The sequence below is a fragment of the Bacteroides sp. AM07-18 genome (assembly GCF_003602695.1).
GTDB lineage: Bacteria > Bacteroidota > Bacteroidia > Bacteroidales > Bacteroidaceae > Bacteroides > Bacteroides uniformis.
In genome coordinates this window covers 389586-408041 of the sequence record NZ_QTLM01000001.1, presented here as the reverse complement: position 1 = coordinate 408041, position 18456 = coordinate 389586, and the positions used below count along the sequence as shown (strand labels likewise).

Below are 18456 nucleotides of genomic sequence, written 5' to 3'. Positions count from 1 at the left end.
TAAGTCCTTAAACAATAGTCCGCTATCCAGTAGCAGACAAAATAAAAAGCGGCATACGCTGTCAGGATTGACAGAATAGTCGCTATCAGTTTTATATCTTTCATCTTCGGCTTTCCCCCTCGATTTTTATCACATTGAACATCTCTTTCACCCGGTCGGCAATATAATCCCCATACCGTTGGGAAAACTCCTTGTCCGGGTCCAGATTGGTAGTCATGTGGGTGTAGAAACAATATCTCTGCTCATAGCGCAGTTGCAAGACGGTCTGAATGGCATTGATGCCCGTACCAAAGTGTTTGGCATCCATAGGTTCCCGTCCCACCTCGTCAATGGCAAGATTGTGCATACATGACCTGTCTGTGTATAGGTTCAACCCGACAATTCCTTTCTCGGCAAACAGCAAGGCAATCTCGGCAGCACTGGTGAACTGAAAGGTCAATCCGGCATCCGCACCGCCAATACAATAACGGGCAATTTTTGCCGCATAGTTCTGTAATCCTTTCAGCAAAGTGGACTTGCCCACCCCAATAGAGCCGTGTAATAATAATCCCTTGCTTACATCCAATATTCCGGGAATCCCCCAAACCCATTGATAAAGGGCTTTCAATAATTGGCGATTACTATCATCAACCATAAAGACTGGCGAGATTGTCTTCATAGATACTACGAGTTGGTTGCGCCAATACATGTCAACCTGCTCCCTGCTCCATTGCTTATGGTTAGCTCTGTTTGCCGAAGACAATTGATTTGATACCGGCAGAGCTTTCGTCCGGCTTTGCATCTGTTTTCCGATTGCTTCCATTGTATTTTAAATTTAGCCATTCTTGATAATCTCTCTCCGTTCCAGTAAACACCACACCTGTCCAACCAGATTCTATCGCTCTCTCAACCTGCCTGATAGCAAATTCTTCTTCAAATTTGGAAAGTTTATCAAGTGAAAGTTGCAAAGCGTAATTAAGTTTCTTTTTCCATTTCGGTGTCTGACGAAGCGTTTCCCAAGCGGACATGAATGCTATTGAAGAAAACGGATAGACCAGAGGTTTTTCATCCTTTATCTCCTTTCGGGATTTTTTCTTTGGAAGTGGGGAGCTCTCGTGCGTATGCGCGAGACTATCCTCTTGTTTTATGTTTATATTATCTATAATATGTGGAATTTGACTTTCATCCGCAAAATTTACGGATGATATTGCGAATGATGTTATTTTATCATTCGCAAATTTTGCGGATGATGTTGAAGATGATATTGAGGAGGTGTCTATATTACTACTAACGTTTTCACCCGCAATATCATCCGAAGTTTCATCCGCATTTTTTGAGGATGATATTGCGGGAGATATTGAGGACGATATAACATCATCATCTATGCTTTTGACAAATGAATAATAGCATCCTATACGTCTATCCTTGCTGGTTTTATAGTATATGAGCTGAGCGCCAGCAAGACTTTCCCTTGATTTACGCAAAGTATTATCAGATATATCCAAATTAGCACAGAGCAGGCTACTACGGATGAAAAACACTTCTTTCCACTTCATATCATTACAGATAGCAACAAGTTCGTGATAAAGAGCCTGAGAAGCTGTAGAAAGATAAGTGTCACCCCGAACCTTACGGAGTTTGGAAATCAATTGATAGCTGTTCATAAATGAAAATATCTGTTTGCCGCACATTCATCAAAAGACTTCACACGCTCAATAAGATGTTTCTGTCTTTGTCTGAAGGCTAAATTATTATCATACTTATTATGACATTCCCTGCATAATCCAACGACATTTAAGGGATTGGTATAGTGTTCCGGGTACATACTCTTAGGAACAAGATGTGCAGCGTCCGACATCGGTCTACCACAAATTGCACAACATGGAGGTAAGTTCTTCTTTATTGCAGCAACCTCTCTATTCAACTGTGCTTGTTTCCTGCTTATCTGTCTCATGGTCAAATAAATTAGTATTACGGTGTTTTTGAATCAATCTTTCAACACGGTCTATTTCACTATCAATAAATTTTTCTTGTTTTTTTGCTGGTACGTAAAGTACCAGAGGAACGAATACAAAAATATTTCTTTTGCAAACGACGAAGTTTTACGACCTCATCATAAAATTGTTTTGCATTCATACAATGACAAGTTGTTGATTTAGAATTAAAAGCCTCGAAGCGCATTCTACGGGATATTACATATAATTCTCATGCAGTTCAGTAGCACTGCTCACTTGATAGCATCGGGGACACTATCCGCATACGCATTACAGAAATAACCATTTGCAACCGAACACTTTCATGTCCCCTTTCCAACACAAGTTTGTGGGAACAGGTGGATTCGAACCACCGACTACCGTTTGTGGTGCTCTCCCGTTAAGCTAAGAGTATATCTTGAGAGACTCGAACTCTCAACCTTCCACCACACACGGCGCTCTATCCGCTGAGCTACATTCCCTCATTTACCCGCCATATCTTCACAGACCGGGCAGGCAGGTTAACAAAGTTATCTTTCATGAACCTTCGCATGGCACTCTTCACAAAGAGTTACCAAACAACCCAAATGTTCCAATTCATGTCCGACAATAGACATACCGCCTATCTGGTAGGTTTTATGATGAATCTCCAGATTATAGGTCTTGCCACACATCCGGCAACAGTGTCCGTCACGAACACGAACCTTACGTTTTACTTCTTCCCAATAGGGGTTATTCTTCAAACTCGTCTGATACTTCGACGGCCTTCCTTTCTTGTACTTCAGTCTCGTCATAGTTCTCCTCTTTTCTCCATGGACTTTCTTCAATCGAAACTCTGTGCCACTCATGGCGTTGTATAGGAATTATCTCACCGTTATTTTCATCAAGGAAATCCTCAATCCAATGTTCTAACCATACATTCTGACCTTCCTCTTCCCAAACCTCTACAACTTCCTCGCCTTTACCAAATTTGCGAAGATTCTTACGGGTATCCTTAACCTCAATATCCGGTAATTCATACCCAAGGGATTTAAATGCTTCCTGGTTCATTTCACCCGAATTGAACAGGTCATTATATTCATGCTTAGGAATCTCTTGCACCAAAGCCAAACGAAAAGCTTCATTCACCCATGAATAATACAAATAATACCCCATTACTGGAATGCGGAAGGTATCAATCATCTTCAAAGGATAATCCTTGAGACCTTTTTTAGCCAAATTAACCAAGTCTTTGAATTGGGTGTTTAAAGCCGAAATCTTTGCTTCAAAATCTTTCTTCTCTGCATTGAATTTTGCCTTCAGACTTTCAAACTGGCTTTCAAGTTCCGGTATTTGTTCCTCGACTATTTCACCATAATTGGCACGAATAATGGATATTTCATACTCATCCATCACCCGGTTAGCAATTACATCCTTTTCTTGGATGGTTACAAAATGTTCCGAAAGTTTTTTCTTCACATCATCCATGCAAATGCAATCAGGAAAAATCACTTCGGGGAATTTTACTGTTGTCGGTAATTTGAATATTATTTCATCCGGCAAATAATCTTTTAAATCTGTCATTTCTTATTGTTTATTCGTTTAATCATTTTCTTGCAACGCCTGCATAAATCTTGAGCGGGGGAAGTCTTAGGCGCATACTTCTCTATTCTTTCAGAACATTGCCTAAGAAGACGCTCTATCGTTTGAATATCGGTTTTGCACAGTTCCATTCATTCAAAATCATCAATGGCCACCGGATGAAGCAGTTTATGGCTCCATTCAGGAAGCTGCATGTCGATAATACCACGGGCACCTTCTTCTGCCTTGGCATCATAGCCGGGAAACCATTTCTTTTCAAAGCAATCTTTAACAATCGAAAGAGCGTAGTGATACTTATATTTCCCATTTGCCAAATCATCGGGAGACCAGAAGAGAACGGCTACATCATAAGGCTCTACCGTCTGCAACATAATCATTATAGTTACATTGAATTTTCGCCCGGTAATACTGCTCATTACTTCCTGATACATACCTTCTGAGAGCTCGTACTTGAGTTTGGCACAATCGTAGTAGAACTTACCAAGGTCATCGGCACGTGTGGTCTTAAAAGAGATTACGGCATTCACACCGATATTCTCTTCTATATTGAAATAATCCGGTCGAACCCTTACATCAAGTTGGGTTTCCTTGTCTCGTCCATAAAAAGAAACTTCCGAACAAGCACCTTTTAAAAGCTGCTGTATGATACCACCACCATACCAGTAGTAGTTCCTTTTCAGAGCATTAATAATCATGCTCATTTCTTCGCTGATGAAAGAATACCCCAAATCAATGCAGGTTTGTCTCAATCTATCCCGGTATTCTTTTAAAACATTGAAATTCCAATTAACGGAAGGAATATCATCTTCAACCTCTTTCACATAGCCTGCTTCTTTCGCTAATAGTTCATTATAATACCGAATCATAGCTAACACCCCTTCTTTGGACGCCTGATTACAATTAGGCTCTACTTTTACAAGTTCAAATAGACGTGGTTCCAGAAATGCCATGTGGGCAAAGGTTCCTAATTGAAAGTGAGGCTTCTCTTTCTCCTCAAAAACCCGTTCCCAATCATAATAGAAAGAGCGCGGTGTTTTAAGAGCATTTTTCAAATTAGAGGAAGAAATATACTTACTTTGAAGATACATTTCCATAGGGTCACGTTTTACACTTCCATTAACACTCAATTCCATCAGGTCAATATTGACAGGAGGCTCATTACAGTTCAAGGCGATAAAATCCAAAACAGTTTCTTTGGTAGGATAATCTTCCGGATTATAGGCAGAGGGGTTAAGTTCTTCCCCCTCTGAAAAATCATCAATATTAAAATCCTCCATCATCCGGCAACAGGTAGGTTAAGACGAAGAGGTCTTACAGACCAATTGTCAGACTGAAAATTATTGGTCTTATTCTTTTTCTTACCCATGTAGGTAATTTTAAGAGGCATACCACTTTTGAGAGAACCGTTTTCTAAATATTGTTCCAGAATACCAACCAACCTACGGGAACCGTTTGTCACTGTCTGAACAGTACCGTTTACTGTCTTTTCAAGAAATGTGGCACAATCCAAATCAATCAGTTCGTCCGGATTAGTTGCACTCAAGACCTTTTGTGGTTTGATTTCCACAAAAAACATTTTCTTGAACTCACCAGCATGTTCAGGCGTCCAGTAGTTGCCACACAAATCTATTGGCAACTCCTGCGCATCTTCCAAAGAAGGAAGTTCATTCTTACTTAAATCCGCTGTTTGGATTTCAAATGCAGAATCTCTTAATACTAAATCTTTCTCATTACTCATAATCGTAAAATTTAAAGGGTTAATTATTCTCTTTCTGTAGAATAGCATCTACATCACTTTTTCGGTACAATCTCTTACCTCCTATTTCCAACCTGCACAAATATCCAATTTTATGCCATCTCCATAAGGTTGACTTATCGGTATGTAGAATCTGACTTGCCTCTTTAATGGTCAAGTAGTCCTCTTCCGGTCTGATGAAAGAGTCCCTGATACCTCTCACTGTCTTTTTTACAAGATGTTCTGCGAACTCTTTCAAATCAGTGGACTTTATAGTCAAAGTAACATTGGCACCACTATTTAAAATATCCTCCATGTTCATTCTCTTACCCTTTCTATATGTCCAATTCTAAATCTTCGTAACCTCCTCATATCACCTTGTTCGTGGCAAAGCGACAGAGAAAATATACACAGTAAGCAACATGCGACGGACACACGGACTATAGGCGAAAAATCCATTGTGAGCCTCACACCGGCTATCCGTTCATAAAGCATTGTTGCAAGTTCTCTCCCATTCCGTACATGCAATATTTCAAAAGCCTTTTGCAATTGGTTATTAATCGTGCTAACCGCCCGGCATTTGAAATTGGCGATTTCCTTTTTCTCATACCCTTGTGCATACATCCGTGCTGTAATCTCGCATTCAGGGGTGAGTTCTGTGAATACCCGTTCCATAATCGTGTGAGTTAGATGACTATGACTCCCTTTTTACAACGACAATACCTTTTTTCGGATAAGACTTTGAAGCCCATTTTTTACCCTCAAGAAGATGCTTGGCATTTAGAAGTGATACGTTGTTGCGGATTGTCTCAAGTGAAGATATAGGCAGCTCTATCGTGGCTCCTCTCTTCATGTTTCTCATTTTCTCTTTACTTTCTACCTTTTCCATAAATGTTATATTAGAATGATTGGTGGGCGTTGACGGACTCGAACCGCCAGTCTCCTCCAATGAGGTGTGTTAACCATTACACCGAACGCCCCAATAAGAAAGGTGCGCTATCTTCACAGACGGTACACCCAGTACAAACACAAAATAAAACACGACAAAACAGTTTATACTAACACTTTTCATGTAACTCCATGCCGGTTATCACTGCAAGTATAACAGACAAAATAAACATTGCAGATGTCAACACGATTCCCGTCATGTACAAAGGGCCATCCTTTATTATGGAATTACATAATATCATTGTCATACAAAGCAGTACAAGCAACGAAAAAGAGAACATAACTATCTTCATAACATCGTCATTGCAACCAGTTCATCACTATAGAATTCTACAAAATCGTGCTTTCCGAACTCTACCATTACTTTATCCCCATTGATGGCGCAAATCGCCCCAATCTTGCTTTCCCATCCGGGATGTTTACACTTAACCGGCATACCTATATATGGCATACGTGATTTATACATACTTTTTCCCATACTAATCGTGTGATTTTAAATTTTACCGCCCGTACAAGGATGAGGTAAAGCGGTGCGCACTTCGCTTTGCCCGTGGCTTTTAGTACGGTAGTAGCACTAACCTTTGCTGCGGTTGTGTACCCTACCCGATTCTCGCTATCGGATGCCAGTCTTTAGCTGTCAATAGGGCTATATTGTCGATGTGCGTGTCGGTCGCCTAATCCGTCATTACTTACACCTCAAAGACTATGGTTACACATCTATTAATTGTTAAACATTGCACAGCTCGCAAGCCCCAACTTGCTTATGTGCGTTCGTTATCTTTGGTTGGCAAAAACGGCTTATGAATTACACCGTAATTGCTTTCACAGACTTATCAAAGAACCAATCAATAGTACCCTACCCGATTCTCGCTATCGGATGCCAGTCTTTAGCTGTCAATAGGGCTGTCGTGCGTGATATAATCGTGTGATTAATCATCGTAAAAGAACTTCTCGCCCGGCTTTCTGAAAAGCCTATAACTTGCATACAAGCAGCCTAATACTATCAACGCCTCTATCATACAGCCATTCTATCAAGTTGAAACTCTATGTAATCAATCTCTTCTTGAATAATCTCTAAGGCCTCTTCTTTGGTATCGGTATTACAGAAAGCACAAGCCTCTGTGTCAGACATCTTATCAACTCTATCAAGGTCTATACAAGCCTTATCCAAAGCCTTTTCAAGCCCGTAGGCTTCTACACTGTCACATACTCTAAACTGTCTCATATCAGGCGATTTTTAAAAGGTTAGCCTTTTTATAGCATCTGAACTCTTGGCGTTCTGTATCGAAATAAGTTTGAACGGTGTCGTTTTTCTTTCTGTTGTCAGTACCAGTGATGGCTGGCATCAGCTTTTCATTTAGTGTACCGTAGGCTTCTCTCACAGAACCGTCCACCTTTTGAAAGTAGAACTTCACAATCTTGCTTTTCATCTGCAATTTCAATTTCATGTTAGCCCAAGCGCATTTTAATGCTTCTGACATCGTGAAACCGTTCTTGCGAACGAACTGCCATGCAAGGCTCATAACTTCATGTAAAAAACTCTTCGTGCTCATAATCGTGTGATTTAATATGTTTATACTATTTGCATCATCAATCATTTAGTTTATCTTTGCTACGTGATTGATTGATGATGCAAATATATGAACTTTATTCATATAATCAACACTGTATATGAACTATTTTCATATACAAACGGTTAATTTATGTTTCATGGCTGTAAATCAAGAATTTAAAAACACAATCAATAGGATTAAATATGAATATTCACTCAATCAATCCCAAATTGCTGATAGATTAGGGGTTAAAAAGACATACTTATCTGATATGATAAATGGTCGCGTACCGTATAATGAAACAATGAATAAAAAAGTCAATGATGTTTTCCCCTTGCCGCCAATGAACAAAGTTCATATACAAAAAGAAGACACATTGAAAATCTCGACCTCCGACATTAAAGAAGGTGACTATTCTGGAACATTGGTTTATGATATGGATGCAACTTGCGGAACTGATGACAGAGATATTTATTTCACGCAGGAAGATATTATAGGTTCAGTCAACTTGCCAGGCATTAACAAGGAATCTAAAATAATACGTGCCAATGGTGACTCTATGGAACCCAAAGTGTACGATGGTAACATGGTTGTTATTCGCGAGATTCATAATTGGGATGATATATTTTATGGTCAAATGTATCTCATACTATTAGATGAATACAGGATGATTAAATACATAAGGCGATACGAGCAGGATGAAACAAATTATATTATCCTTCGCAGTGAAAACCCGCTATATGATGATATAAAACTCCATAAAAATAAAATAAGAAAGTTGTTTGTGGTAGAGAATGTACTGTCTGTTAAAACCCAACTATAAAACATGAGATTCAACCAATACACTTGGAACTTATATAAAAATTCCCCAGAAGGAGAAGCCACTATATCCAGCTTTTCTGATAGAAAAGAATGGATTGAAAAAGAGCAGATATTAGAGAAATACAATCCAAGATTGAAAGATAGTTTTAATAAAGATACCATCTGTAATATATTGGAGTGTTTTTGGTGTTATAAAGTATCAGAATATGAAAATATAGAATTTCCCGAATTAGAACAAGCTGGCATCTTATATGAAGAAATCATATCTACCGGGCTACGAATAGAAAATGAACAAGTATTAGATATTGGCGACTTCGACCGGATGCTTGAATACATTCCGTTCTTATCAATAGAACTAAATTACCTGCTTGGCGATTACTTCTTCCCATACCTCTATATTGACCGATTCTATGAACTAAAAAAGTTAGCCGACCATTTTGAAATAGAATTGCCACCAATCCCCAAGAAGCCTAACTACAAAAGCAGGTGCATGTATTATTGGGAACTATGCAAGGTGTTCTACCAGTTCAGAACAGAAAATAGCTTGACACCCGATGAATTGAGTGCATTCATGTACGACTATGTGCCAAATCTCCTATATATGGAGGAAAAAAGTGAAATTCCCAAACCATCACAAGCATGGTTTATTGGGGGATTGATTAGAGGGTATGGCGAGCAATGGACTACCGGATTTTGGCAGTCAAACCAGGAAACGAAAAAGGGAGATATTCTGATTCATTACGAAACAGTACCTATTAGTGCAATCACTTGTTTGTGGACAGCACAAACCGATGGTATTATCGACCCGTTCTTCCACTATTACAGCAACACTTATATAAGCAACAGAATAGACATTCCTCACATCACATTAAAAGAGCTTCGGGAAGATGAATACTTCTCCAGCCACCCGCTCATAAGAAAGAACTTTCAAGGAGTAAACGGATGGCCAATGAGTAGTGAGGATTACTCCGAACTTCTACGGATGATAAAGGCGAAAGGGTTTGATACAGAAACCTTACCAAAGCTGTATGCTCCTTCACTACCCCAAAATGTAAGCATAGATATAGAATGGGACGTAGAGCAACAGTTATTAGAACCTTTGCTTAACTCTATGGGATGGTATGAGAACAAAGACTTCATTCGCCAATTGCCAATACATGCAGGACGTGGGCATCGAATATTTCCCGACTACGCTCTGCATTACGACAACAAGCCAGACGAAGAAAAAGCAAAGGTCTTAATTGAGGCAAAATTCTACATGAAGAACAATCAAGAAATAGAAGAAGCATTTTTGCAAGCTCGCTCATACGCTTGCCTCCTTGAATCTACTGTAATAGTCCTCTGTGATAAACAATGCTTAATCGTTTATGAGAAGAAACAAAGTTTTGACCGAGACAGTTATAAGAAATACTACTGGGGAGAACTTGAAAATCCCGATGTGTTCAACGAATTAAAGAACAAACTAAATCTATAAAATAATGAGAAAAATAACGTTTTTAGTAATGATAATATTAAGCTGCCTTGCTTGTAGTGATGGCAAAAGTGAATATATACAATCTGTCTCCCATGTTAATTCATTAATAAATGAATATCGTAAAGAATACAACCAAATTTCAACAGAAATGACAAATATAGCGTTGGAAGACTTTTCTAAAATTGATTCATATAGAAATAATAATCAAAGTAAAATTTTAAAATTAGAAAAGAAAGCTTCAACTGTTGTCAGCGAAATAGATAAGTTACTCTCTGCCAAATATAAATCTGAAAAGTTAAACAAGTTATTCCAAGACACAAGACAGGATATCATGGAGAGCCTATATAACACGAAATATGAGATAAACCGCTCATCCTATGCAGAGAGGGAATACACTATAACTACAAATCAATTAAAATACATGCAGCAGTATGATATTGAATTTAGAAGCCTCGTTGCAAATTAATAAAGAACAAACTAAATATCTAAGATTATGATTGACTTTCTAACCATCATACTCCTAATATTCGGAGTACTGCAAATCATCCTCTTCTTCAAGGTATGGGGAATGACGAATGACATCAAAGAGATAAGGAACAAGTACCTTAAAGACGAGGATGAGAAACGAAGACAAAAAGCAGAATACGACCCATCTCCTAAAATCAGCGGTGGGGTTAAAACAACAATATAGCCGGAATTATTTCCCGGCTTTTTCTTTCCCTATTCGCAAGTTGTGCAAATGTTGTGCAACTATCATAAAAAGAAAATGCTAACAAGTTGTAAATGAACCTATTAGCATTTTTCCTTGTGATTCCGTTGCGATTCGAACGCAAGACCCACGCCTTAGAAGGGCGTTGCTCTATCCAGCTGAGCTACGGAACCAGCCTTAATTGCGGTGCAAAGGTACGCTTTTTTACGAATATTGCAAATTTTTGTATCACCTTTTTTCGTTACCTATGTATAAAAGGCTCATTTGCTACATAAAAAGTAATGATTAGTTACCTTTACAAACAAGATACACGGTATTTATATACAGATGTATTAAAACATTTTGCAAATTATCAATGTTACTAATTATAAAAAGTAAAAATATGGAGGAATATTCAAATAGGAAAAGTAGCATTGACCCGAAAATGAATGAAAGAGTAATAACAGCTAAATTTTAAAGAGATGGAATGGGAAAATCAGTTGATACAAGAATTGCAATGGTCAAATAAAATCAGCAATAAGGCGAGTAAGGAATTGGTAGCCCAGGAAATTGCCGGACTGGCCAAAGACGGTGATGCCATAGGAGCAGGCTCCGGCTCTACCGTTTATCTCACTTTGTTTGCATTAGCTCAGCGAGTTAAACAAGAATCTCTGCATATAGAAATCATTCCGGCATCTGCCGAAATTTCGATGACATGTATACAGCTTGGCCTGCCGCAAACTACTCTGTGGAATAAGCGTCCGGATTGGACATTCGACGGTGCAGACGAAGTGGATCCGCATAATAACCTCATCAAAGGACGTGGCGGAGCCATGTTTAAGGAGAAACTCCTAATTAAAAGCAGTGGCAAGACTTACATCATTGTCGATGAGAGCAAGCTTGTCAGCAAACTGGGGAGCAAATACCCCATACCGGTAGAAGTGTTTCCACATGCTCTCTCCCATGTGGAAAACGAGATACGCTTATTGGGAGCTTCAAAAATCAGCCTACGTCTTGCAGAAGGAAAAGACGGTCCGGTATTTACCGAAAACGGTAATTTCATTCTTGACATTCATCTCAGCAACATTGTTCCTGATTTGGAACAGAAACTGAAAGCCATTACCGGGGTTATCGAAAGCGGGCTGTTCATCGGTTATGACATTACAGTCCTAATGGCAAACCGCTGATGTACCAAAGTACAAATAAGGTGGTCCATGCCAATAGAATGACTAAAGAATATCTCCAAGTATACTTCAGTAGTGAACCATAAGTGGATTGCCTATCATATTGCTGCATATAGGTCAAGACAAGTGGCATGTAGAACATAAAAGGTGTTATGGCATTTGTTGCACTGTCACCTATACGGAACGCACATTGGGTCATATCCGGCGAAATGCCCATACTTGCCAATACCGGAACAAAAATGAAAGACATAAAAGCCCATTTAGCTGTGGCAGATACCATAAAGAGATTGACCAGCGCCGTAAAAAGAATGAAGAGAATCAATATCCATAAACTACTCAAAGAGGCGGAGGACAGCAGATTAGCGCCTAAAATGGCAATGCACTTGTCCAAGTGGGAATATTCAAAACAAGCAAACATCTGTGAGGCAAAGAAAGCTATCACAAAATAAACGCCCAGCAGTTTCATCGGCTGCGTAAGTCCTTCTATCACATCACCGTCCGTACGGTATCGGCCGGAGGCAAAACCATAGACCATCCCCATCAAACCTATTCCAAACGAAAGCAAAAACAGAATACCAACTATAAACGGAGAACGAATCAGCCCACCATTGACACTCCGCAATATCCCCCATGAAGAGAATGTAGCCCACAGAATAATGGCAATATACAGCAAGCCTGCAAATACAGCTCCCAACATAGCTCTCCGTTCCTTGCGGGACAGTTGTTTGTAGCCATTAAAATGAATATCCCCTGCATACATTCCCAAGTGCGGCAACAAGCTCCTGCGGGTAATATGATAAATGATGAATGCAAGCAGGAACGTGGAAACAAAGAGAAAATAATAATTGCACAGCGGTCCAGTCTGCCCCGGAGCAATATTCATCCTATCAGCCGCTTCTTGCGTTACAGAGGCAATCATGGGGTCTAATGTACTCAAAAACACATTAGCGCTATAGCCACAAGAGACTGAAACATAAGCTGTAATTATACCTCCAATGGGGTGCAGACCGACGGACTGGAACAAAGTTGCAGCTATCGGCAACAGAATGATATATCCTGCATCTCCCACTATATTGGACAACAGTCCTAAGACAATGACCAGCAGAATAATGCGCCAAGGATCACGTGGACGTCGTACCCCCCTGCGAATACATGCATCGATGAAACCCGAATGCTGTGCCACCCCTATTCCGAACATAGCCACAATCACCAGCCCTAACGGAGCGAATCCCGTAAAATTGGTTATGACATGGCGCAGCAGCCAGCGTATGCCCTCCGGACTCAGCAGGCTCTGCACCCGTATTTCTTCTCCAGTCTGCGGTTGCAGCACGCTCAGACCATAGACATCGAATATCCATGAAAGGAGGATGACTGCCAGCGTCAGCAGGAAGAACATCGTAGCGGGATGTGGCATTCGGAGTTTACTCATCGTCGGCTTCCAGATTGTCTATATTCAAGATTCGAAGTTCCAATGCACGCACCACCAGACGAGTGGCATTCACCCCCACCCGTTCACTAGGCGGGAAAAGACGGCCGACCAAGTCATTCTGCCGTTTCTCCAGCGACTTGACTCCAAAAGGCATTCCCCTAAGATTGGCAATCATTTCTTTGGTATAGCCCAGTGCCAAATGACGGAGGAAACGCTCGTCATACTCATCAATATCATAGCTTATGATTGCTTCCTGACGTTTTGCATCATTCAGGACAGATTTCTTGAAGCGTTCCACTATCTTCTCCAGTATCGGATAGTTAAAGACCAGCTTCTTGCCGTCCATCACTGCCTGCACATCGGTTTTGGTCAGCAACTCTCCGGTTTTCAGGATAATGCCGTCAGCGCCGGCTTCAAGTACGTCCACCCATAACTTCTCATTCAATATTTCTCCCGTGAATATCAGCACATGTACTCCCGGATAACGCTTGAAGATATTCCGGCAGATGTCCACCCCGATTGTGGTCGAACCTCCCAATCCCAAGTCCAGCAGAACAAGATCCGGCACGCCGGCTTCAATCAATGTCCAGAACTCCTGCTCAGTCATAGCAGTACCTATTACCTCCGCATTGGGAATTTCATGGCGGAAAATCTCTTCCGTCCCTTTCAGCTCCAACTTGACATCTTCAACGATGATTACTTTAAATTTTTTGTCTTCCATATTTCATTTTTTCGGTAGCGTAAAATATATTGTAAAACCTCCTTCCTTTCCCGGTTCGGCATTGATACGGCATCCCCGGCGTCCGGCAAACTCGTCATGGTCGCGGATAATCTGCTTGCACACCAGATATTCCGTACCATACAGTTCTCCTTTCTCACCGGCCGTCATGCGGGACAAGTCGGGATAGAACAATTGGTTCAATTCTTCACGGGTCTTTTCCCTGCGCATATCTGTAAACAGAAAACGTATAAATTCCCCATCTTCCCGGGCCGACAGACAGACAGCTCCATCCAGAGTTACGGAGCAAGCCTCGTCTATCAGGTTTTCAAGCAGGAAACGCAACTGGTTCCAGTCACCGGTAATCCGTCCTTCCAACGGTTGTATCTTAAAATCAATATGCGCCTTGTTTCCCTTATACACTTTGCGGAAATATTTCCCGGCAGTAGCCATAAGTTCCGGCACAGATATTGTCGCACGCCTAAAAGTCACCTCTTCCAACTGGCGGGAAGCGCATGAACTGAGTGTCGTAAAGATACCTTTGTAATACTCTATCAATTCGCTGATGGCAACCACCGTTTCCCGCTCCTCCGCTTCTGTCTGTTTGCCGGACCGCAGTTTCCCTATCAGCTGCTTTATCTTGTTCGGATAATAAATCGTTTCATGCTTGATGGTCGAAAGACAATTATCCAGCACCATGTTCTGTACATGCAGCAAACTGTCTTCCCAGGAAGCTCGCCGGGCTTCATCTTGAGCCACTTCGATGTCCCGGTATTTCGTAGCCAACTTAACCACTGCATTGAAGATTACAATGGAGACATAACGGGCTATCAGTTCCAAAAGCAAATGGTCGGTCTCCTGCTCCGTACCTTCCCTGCGTTCCAGACACAGCACACCTATGCAACGACACATATTGCCTGCATCCACAACAAGCGGCAATGCTTGTATACCCTTTTCCGATATGTACACTTGCTGCTCAAAACAATTCTCCATATATTTCCTTCGGACAGGCAACTCGTCCACGGCGGTATCTTCCACTGGATTGGAAGTGTATTCCAGCTTATGTGTAGTCTCGTTGTATACAGCTATGCTTAACCGGTCGATACTCAAAAGTTCGTTCACTGCATCAAAAGCGGAACCTACAATCTGCCGCGGGATTTCCTTCAATGTATCCTCCTCACGCTGCAACATTTCCTCCGTATCCGAAACCGGCAACAAGGAGGCATTGAACACCTTTCCATTAATTTCCAGCACTTGCTCCAGATTCCAGCGGTTCACCAGACGTTTACGGAAGTAAAGTATGTAATATCCCAACAGCAATACGAACAGCAAAATCACCGCCAGCAAAATGCCCACCATCTTGTTGTTGGTGGAACGCTCCAGCTGCCGGCAATATTCTTCCAAGGATTGGTCTTCTCCCAACAGTTTGTATAAGGTAGTGTAGGCAGCATTATTATAACTATAGTCATCCCATTGCTTCAATGCAAGAAATGAGACTGCCGCTTCATTCCTGATATCCAGAATTACATGGAAATCCGAATTGAACATCTGGTTCCACCAATCCAGTTCCGCAGGCGCCCCGTCTCCCGTCAGCGTCATATAGCGATGTATAGGATGGGCGTATTGCTTGTAATGTTCGTTCAGGCAATACATTGCCGAATCTATGTATTGTAAAGCCAGTTCGTATTCTCCGTCCACATTGCAGTAATAAGCTTCATTGGCATAATCGGAGGCTTCGTCCAGCAAAGCTTCGTATTCATTCTGTGCAAGCAGTGCCAAAGAATCCGGCAACACCTCTCCGGAAGCAGTCTGTTCCACAGCATGCCGGCAGGATGACATGCACAAAGACAACACGACGAGCAACACCGACACAGACTTACGGATACCGGCAGGCAGACGGAAATAAAAACGGCTGCCTTTTCCCAGCCCGCTCTCCACATTGAACAGACAGACCTTGAACAAATCATTCGTCTTGCGATATTTTTCAATGATGCCCTTACAGTTCATCAGTCCAAAGCCACTTCCTTTGTTCTTCCTCAATTCCTCCTTGTCGGGAGCGTCACTCATACCGATGGCTTTCGAGTCATATACTTTTTCTCCCACAATGCGGGCTACATCTTCCGGTGACAATCCACAACCATTATCCTCTACCGAGATTTCCACATAATCTTCCTCCTGCCGTGCATATACTTTCACCATACCGCCCTGAGGGGTATATTTACGGGCATTCTCCGCCAGTGTATTTATCATAAACAATGTAAGGGCTTTGTCTGCCTTTACCCGGATATCCGTAGGCTGCACCTCCAACGACTGTCTCTTCATCTCGAATGTACGGCTTCCCTTCCTAAGCAGCTCGAAAAGTTCATTCAATTCGAACGTCTCTATGTTCAGGCTAAGGCTTCCTTGCTTCATCTTTATCCAAAGGGCAAGAATATCATTGTATTCATTGATGGTAGTAACCAACTCGTCGATATACTGGTATTTCTCCTCTTTGATCCGCTCCTCTTTGATGAATCCTTTTTGAGTCAGTTTCTGCACTTCGTTGATGATACGGTCTATGTACGGGTGAATTCCGTTGACAATAGCCATACATGCTTTCTTTATCAGATTTTGCCGTTTGTTCCCCGCGATGTGCTGCTCGTAAATGTAGCGTTGCTTTTCCAGTCTGCGGCGTTCGTCACCAAGGGAGATGGACGTCATGCCGTTGTCGATTGCCCATTGGATATAGGGAGTTATCACCCGTACCATCGCCTGCTCATCCTTGCTCATCCGACGCGGGAACACTAATTGCCCGTTGTCTATGCGGATATCCTTCACTCCAAACAGCTTTTCCAATTCCGGGCAGACAGCCGTCCGGATAGAGTCGACGATTTCCTCCTCAGTCTGTGCATCTGCCGGAATGGATGCCGTTATCTTCTGACAGATATCCAGCATCAGCTGCAGACGGCGGAGATGCACTCTGTTCCGGTCTTTGGAACGCTTGTTGAAAAACCAGAAGAAGAGGGATACAAGCACGAAGCCCACAATGACCAGTGACAACACGACGTTGAGTTGCCCCGCCTCCTTTTCCAATGCCTGATAGCGGCTTTCCAGTTCTTTATCCTGGCGTGTATCTTCAAGGATATCCAGGTAAATATTGCGGTTATAGTCTGATTTTTCTTTCATTCCGAGTCCTGCATACGAAACGCTCAACTGTTCACGAATACGTGAAATCCACTCGGGCACGGTTTTCAGTTTCTGCTCCATCCATGCCTTCTCCGCACAAATCGTATCTCGACGGTCAAATGCTTTCAGCCAGTCCAAACTATCGTGGCAGTCATAGAAAAGGCGGTGATGGTCATTTACACATTCCAGAGCAAGTTTTAGCGTGTCAAGAGCTTCTGTATAGTGACTGTGGGCATTCAGGTATTTGCCGATAGATACATATGCACCTGCTATCTGATACAAATCCTTGTATTGGCTGAATTTTTGCAATGCCAACTGCCCCAGACGCATGGGAAGCAGCGAATCTACCGGTACTCCAAAACGTGTCAAGGCATGGGAGCGGCGGTCTTGAAAAAATGCGTAATTATCCGGTGAAGCCATCAAGTTGGCAAGTCCCTGCACTCCATTGCCCTCAAAGTAAAGATAGCCCTTGCGCGAAGCCAACTGCCATGCGGTATAGAGCTCATCAAATTCTCTCAGTCTTCGCTCATCCGGTGTCTCACCCTCGCATAAGGCAGCAGAACCTTTGATGTAGTGATAATACAACAGCTGATTGGTATCTGCCAGCAACTCTTGTTTTTTAGTAACTTCATTAATAGAGGCTACAGCTTCCGGACGCTGTTGCAAATAATAATAATACACAGCAGATACAATATAAAATTCCGAACGGGCATAATTCAAACGCATTTGCTCGTGTTGGTCCACAAACAGATTGTCATCCTCCGCTATTCTTTTCATACGGTGCAAGGCACTATTGCGATAATCGTAGAACTCCTTGTTCAACGCCGTCCGCTGATAAATCTTCATCAAACCGATGTCGGCAATAAGGAGTTCCAGTTCATTCTTGGTCAGATTATAGACATCCATATGAAACTTTTCGGCCTGCTCAAAATCCATGCGCATAAAAGCACAAAAGCCCAGATTATTGGATGCTTCCGCTTTTCCTTGTTTATAGAGGCTGACTTCACGGTAGGCCCTTGATGCCGCATGGCAGGATGAATCCAGGTTTTTATAACGAAAAGCATAAGCCACCTGGTTTAGAGAGTCGATAAGGCGTACTTCCTTCATGGGTGCCGTTCCCACACACGAAACCATTGTTGTACAAAGGCACAACAACCCCGCAAACCATATAAAAGAAAGTCGTTTCATAAAGCAAAGCTACGAATAA

The 18456-nt window shown here is 41.7% G+C and carries 21 protein-coding genes and 2 tRNA genes; 5 read left to right on the top strand and 18 right to left on the bottom strand.

All coding sequences use genetic code 11. The features are described from left to right. Positions 1–100: 100 nt before the first annotated feature. The 14 genes from DW096_RS01880 to DW096_RS01825 all read right to left on the bottom strand — a co-directional run bounded on the left by DW096_RS01880 (position 101) and on the right by DW096_RS01825 (position 7769). Positions 101–658 (bottom strand): ATP-binding protein, encoded by a 558-nt coding sequence (locus DW096_RS01880; RefSeq protein ID WP_133303538.1) that lies wholly within the window; start codon positions 656–658, stop codon positions 101–103. Positions 659–719: 61 nt separating this feature from the next. Further along, positions 720–1643 carry a hypothetical protein gene (locus tag DW096_RS19355; protein ID WP_199711478.1) on the bottom strand — a complete coding sequence of 308 codons (924 nt, stop codon included), beginning with the start codon at positions 1641–1643 and terminating at the stop codon, positions 720–722. Then, complete coding sequence (locus DW096_RS19705; RefSeq protein ID WP_354002481.1) at positions 1640–1933, bottom strand: HNH endonuclease; 294 nt, start codon at positions 1931–1933, stop codon at positions 1640–1642. The genes DW096_RS19355 and DW096_RS19705 overlap by 4 nt, the downstream gene beginning before the upstream one ends. Positions 1934–2482: 549 nt before the next feature. Next, the gene (locus tag DW096_RS01870) at positions 2483–2746 is read right to left on the bottom strand and encodes an HNH endonuclease (RefSeq protein WP_080782321.1); all 264 of its coding nucleotides are present in this window, start codon (positions 2744–2746) and stop codon (positions 2483–2485) included. Further along, entirely contained in the window at positions 2685–3515 is an 831-nt protein-coding gene (locus DW096_RS01865; RefSeq protein ID WP_118930782.1) for a hypothetical protein, read from the bottom strand. Before DW096_RS01865 ends, DW096_RS01870 begins: the two co-directional genes overlap by 62 nt. A gap of 149 nt (positions 3516–3664) precedes the next feature. Further along, positions 3665–4813: a PD-(D/E)XK nuclease-like domain-containing protein gene (locus DW096_RS01860; RefSeq protein ID WP_117880737.1), complete on the bottom strand. Its 1149-nt coding sequence runs from the start codon at positions 4811–4813 to the stop codon at positions 3665–3667. Beyond that, the gene (locus DW096_RS01855) at positions 4810–5271 is read right to left on the bottom strand and encodes a hypothetical protein (RefSeq protein WP_118273779.1); all 462 of its coding nucleotides are present in this window, start codon (positions 5269–5271) and stop codon (positions 4810–4812) included. Before DW096_RS01855 ends, DW096_RS01860 begins: the two co-directional genes overlap by 4 nt. Positions 5272–5290: 19 nt before the next feature. Beyond that, a complete protein-coding gene (locus tag DW096_RS19700; RefSeq protein WP_165859454.1) occupies positions 5291–5584 on the bottom strand; it encodes a helix-turn-helix domain-containing protein in 294 nt (97 codons plus the stop codon). Between the two features lie 2 nt (positions 5585–5586). Further along, positions 5587–5943: a DNA-binding response regulator gene (locus DW096_RS19515; protein ID WP_118930783.1), complete on the bottom strand. Its 357-nt coding sequence runs from the start codon at positions 5941–5943 to the stop codon at positions 5587–5589. Between the two features lie 19 nt (positions 5944–5962). Beyond that, complete coding sequence (locus DW096_RS01840) at positions 5963–6157, bottom strand: hypothetical protein (RefSeq protein WP_117880743.1); 195 nt, start codon at positions 6155–6157, stop codon at positions 5963–5965. Positions 6158–6177: 20 nt separating this feature from the next. Further along, positions 6178–6248, bottom strand: a tRNA-OTHER gene (locus tag DW096_RS01835). A gap of 257 nt (positions 6249–6505) precedes the next feature. Next, positions 6506–6694: a hypothetical protein gene (locus DW096_RS19205; RefSeq protein ID WP_118273778.1), complete on the bottom strand. Its 189-nt coding sequence runs from the start codon at positions 6692–6694 to the stop codon at positions 6506–6508. Positions 6695–7231: 537 nt separating this feature from the next. Further along, positions 7232–7441, bottom strand: coding sequence for a hypothetical protein (locus DW096_RS01830; protein WP_117880745.1), 210 nt, complete (start codon positions 7439–7441; stop codon positions 7232–7234). 1 nt (position 7442) lies between these two features. Beyond that, entirely contained in the window at positions 7443–7769 is a 327-nt protein-coding gene (locus DW096_RS01825) for an SH3 beta-barrel fold-containing protein (RefSeq protein ID WP_117880832.1), read from the bottom strand. A gap of 157 nt (positions 7770–7926) precedes the next feature. On the opposite strand from DW096_RS01825, the gene DW096_RS01820 reads away from it, so the two are divergent. From DW096_RS01820 to DW096_RS01805, 4 genes are read left to right on the top strand one after another with little or no spacing between them, the layout of a single operon-like run. Beyond that, positions 7927–8592: an XRE family transcriptional regulator gene (locus DW096_RS01820; protein ID WP_118930852.1), complete on the top strand. Its 666-nt coding sequence runs from the start codon at positions 7927–7929 to the stop codon at positions 8590–8592. A 3-nt stretch (positions 8593–8595) separates the two neighbouring features. Then, positions 8596–10065 (top strand): type I restriction endonuclease subunit R, encoded by a 1470-nt coding sequence (locus DW096_RS01815; protein WP_118930784.1) that lies wholly within the window; start codon positions 8596–8598, stop codon positions 10063–10065. A gap of 4 nt (positions 10066–10069) precedes the next feature. Next, a complete protein-coding gene (locus tag DW096_RS01810) occupies positions 10070–10531 on the top strand; it encodes a cell division protein ZapA (protein WP_118930785.1) in 462 nt (153 codons plus the stop codon). Positions 10532–10558: 27 nt separating this feature from the next. Next, entirely contained in the window at positions 10559–10756 is a 198-nt protein-coding gene (locus tag DW096_RS01805; RefSeq protein WP_022400758.1) for a hypothetical protein, read from the top strand. 117 nt (positions 10757–10873) lie between these two features. Here the strand turns inward: DW096_RS01805 and DW096_RS01800 are convergent. Further along, positions 10874–10947, bottom strand: a tRNA-Arg gene (locus DW096_RS01800). A 288-nt stretch (positions 10948–11235) separates the two neighbouring features. Here DW096_RS01800 and rpiA point away from each other — a divergent pair. Then, on the top strand, positions 11236–11940 hold the full coding sequence (gene rpiA, locus DW096_RS01795; RefSeq protein ID WP_016273732.1) for a ribose 5-phosphate isomerase A: 705 nt from the start codon (positions 11236–11238) through the stop codon (positions 11938–11940). Here rpiA and DW096_RS01790 read toward each other — a convergent pair. The 3 genes from DW096_RS01790 to DW096_RS01780 are packed head-to-tail and all read right to left on the bottom strand — an operon-like array spanning position 11915 to position 18437. Continuing rightward, positions 11915–13366 carry an AbgT family transporter gene (locus DW096_RS01790; protein ID WP_119958392.1) on the bottom strand — a complete coding sequence of 484 codons (1452 nt, stop codon included), beginning with the start codon at positions 13364–13366 and terminating at the stop codon, positions 11915–11917. The genes rpiA and DW096_RS01790 overlap by 26 nt on opposite strands. After that, positions 13359–14087 carry a DUF5932 domain-containing protein gene (locus DW096_RS01785; RefSeq protein WP_005829066.1) on the bottom strand — a complete coding sequence of 243 codons (729 nt, stop codon included), beginning with the start codon at positions 14085–14087 and terminating at the stop codon, positions 13359–13361. The genes DW096_RS01790 and DW096_RS01785 overlap by 8 nt, the downstream gene beginning before the upstream one ends. A gap of 3 nt (positions 14088–14090) precedes the next feature. After that, positions 14091–18437, bottom strand: a complete 4347-nt coding sequence (locus DW096_RS01780; RefSeq protein WP_057281124.1) for a DUF5113 domain-containing protein — start codon at positions 18435–18437, stop codon at positions 14091–14093. Between the last annotated feature and the right edge of the window lie 19 nt (positions 18438–18456).

Bases quoted from the DNA above. Each gene is read 5' to 3' on its own strand.
- DW096_RS01880 (WP_133303538.1), bottom strand. From the start codon at position 658: ATGAAGACAATCTCGCCAGTCTTTATGGTTGATGATAGTAATCGCCAA.
- DW096_RS19355 (WP_199711478.1), bottom strand. From the start codon at position 1,643: ATGAACAGCTATCAATTGATTTCCAAACTCCGTAAGGTTCGGGGTGAC.
- DW096_RS19705 (WP_354002481.1), bottom strand. From the start codon at position 1,933: ATGAGACAGATAAGCAGGAAACAAGCACAGTTGAATAGAGAGGTTGCT.
- DW096_RS01870 (WP_080782321.1), bottom strand. From the start codon at position 2,746: ATGACGAGACTGAAGTACAAGAAAGGAAGGCCGTCGAAGTATCAGACG.
- DW096_RS01865 (WP_118930782.1), bottom strand. From the start codon at position 3,515: ATGACAGATTTAAAAGATTATTTGCCGGATGAAATAATATTCAAATTA.
- DW096_RS01860 (WP_117880737.1), bottom strand. From the start codon at position 4,813: ATGATGGAGGATTTTAATATTGATGATTTTTCAGAGGGGGAAGAACTT.
- DW096_RS01855 (WP_118273779.1), bottom strand. From the start codon at position 5,271: ATGAGTAATGAGAAAGATTTAGTATTAAGAGATTCTGCATTTGAAATC.
- DW096_RS19700 (WP_165859454.1), bottom strand. From the start codon at position 5,584: ATGGAGGATATTTTAAATAGTGGTGCCAATGTTACTTTGACTATAAAG.
- DW096_RS19515 (WP_118930783.1), bottom strand. From the start codon at position 5,943: ATGGAACGGGTATTCACAGAACTCACCCCTGAATGCGAGATTACAGCA.
- DW096_RS01840 (WP_117880743.1), bottom strand. From the start codon at position 6,157: ATGGAAAAGGTAGAAAGTAAAGAGAAAATGAGAAACATGAAGAGAGGA.
- DW096_RS19205 (WP_118273778.1), bottom strand. From the start codon at position 6,694: ATGGGAAAAAGTATGTATAAATCACGTATGCCATATATAGGTATGCCG.
- DW096_RS01830 (WP_117880745.1), bottom strand. From the start codon at position 7,441: ATGAGACAGTTTAGAGTATGTGACAGTGTAGAAGCCTACGGGCTTGAA.
- DW096_RS01825 (WP_117880832.1), bottom strand. From the start codon at position 7,769: ATGAGCACGAAGAGTTTTTTACATGAAGTTATGAGCCTTGCATGGCAG.
- DW096_RS01820 (WP_118930852.1), top strand. From the start codon at position 7,927: ATGGCTGTAAATCAAGAATTTAAAAACACAATCAATAGGATTAAATAT.
- DW096_RS01815 (WP_118930784.1), top strand. From the start codon at position 8,596: ATGAGATTCAACCAATACACTTGGAACTTATATAAAAATTCCCCAGAA.
- DW096_RS01810 (WP_118930785.1), top strand. From the start codon at position 10,070: ATGAGAAAAATAACGTTTTTAGTAATGATAATATTAAGCTGCCTTGCT.
- DW096_RS01805 (WP_022400758.1), top strand. From the start codon at position 10,559: ATGATTGACTTTCTAACCATCATACTCCTAATATTCGGAGTACTGCAA.
- rpiA (WP_016273732.1), top strand. From the start codon at position 11,236: ATGGAATGGGAAAATCAGTTGATACAAGAATTGCAATGGTCAAATAAA.
- DW096_RS01790 (WP_119958392.1), bottom strand. From the start codon at position 13,366: ATGAGTAAACTCCGAATGCCACATCCCGCTACGATGTTCTTCCTGCTG.
- DW096_RS01785 (WP_005829066.1), bottom strand. From the start codon at position 14,087: ATGGAAGACAAAAAATTTAAAGTAATCATCGTTGAAGATGTCAAGTTG.
- DW096_RS01780 (WP_057281124.1), bottom strand. From the start codon at position 18,437: ATGAAACGACTTTCTTTTATATGGTTTGCGGGGTTGTTGTGCCTTTGT.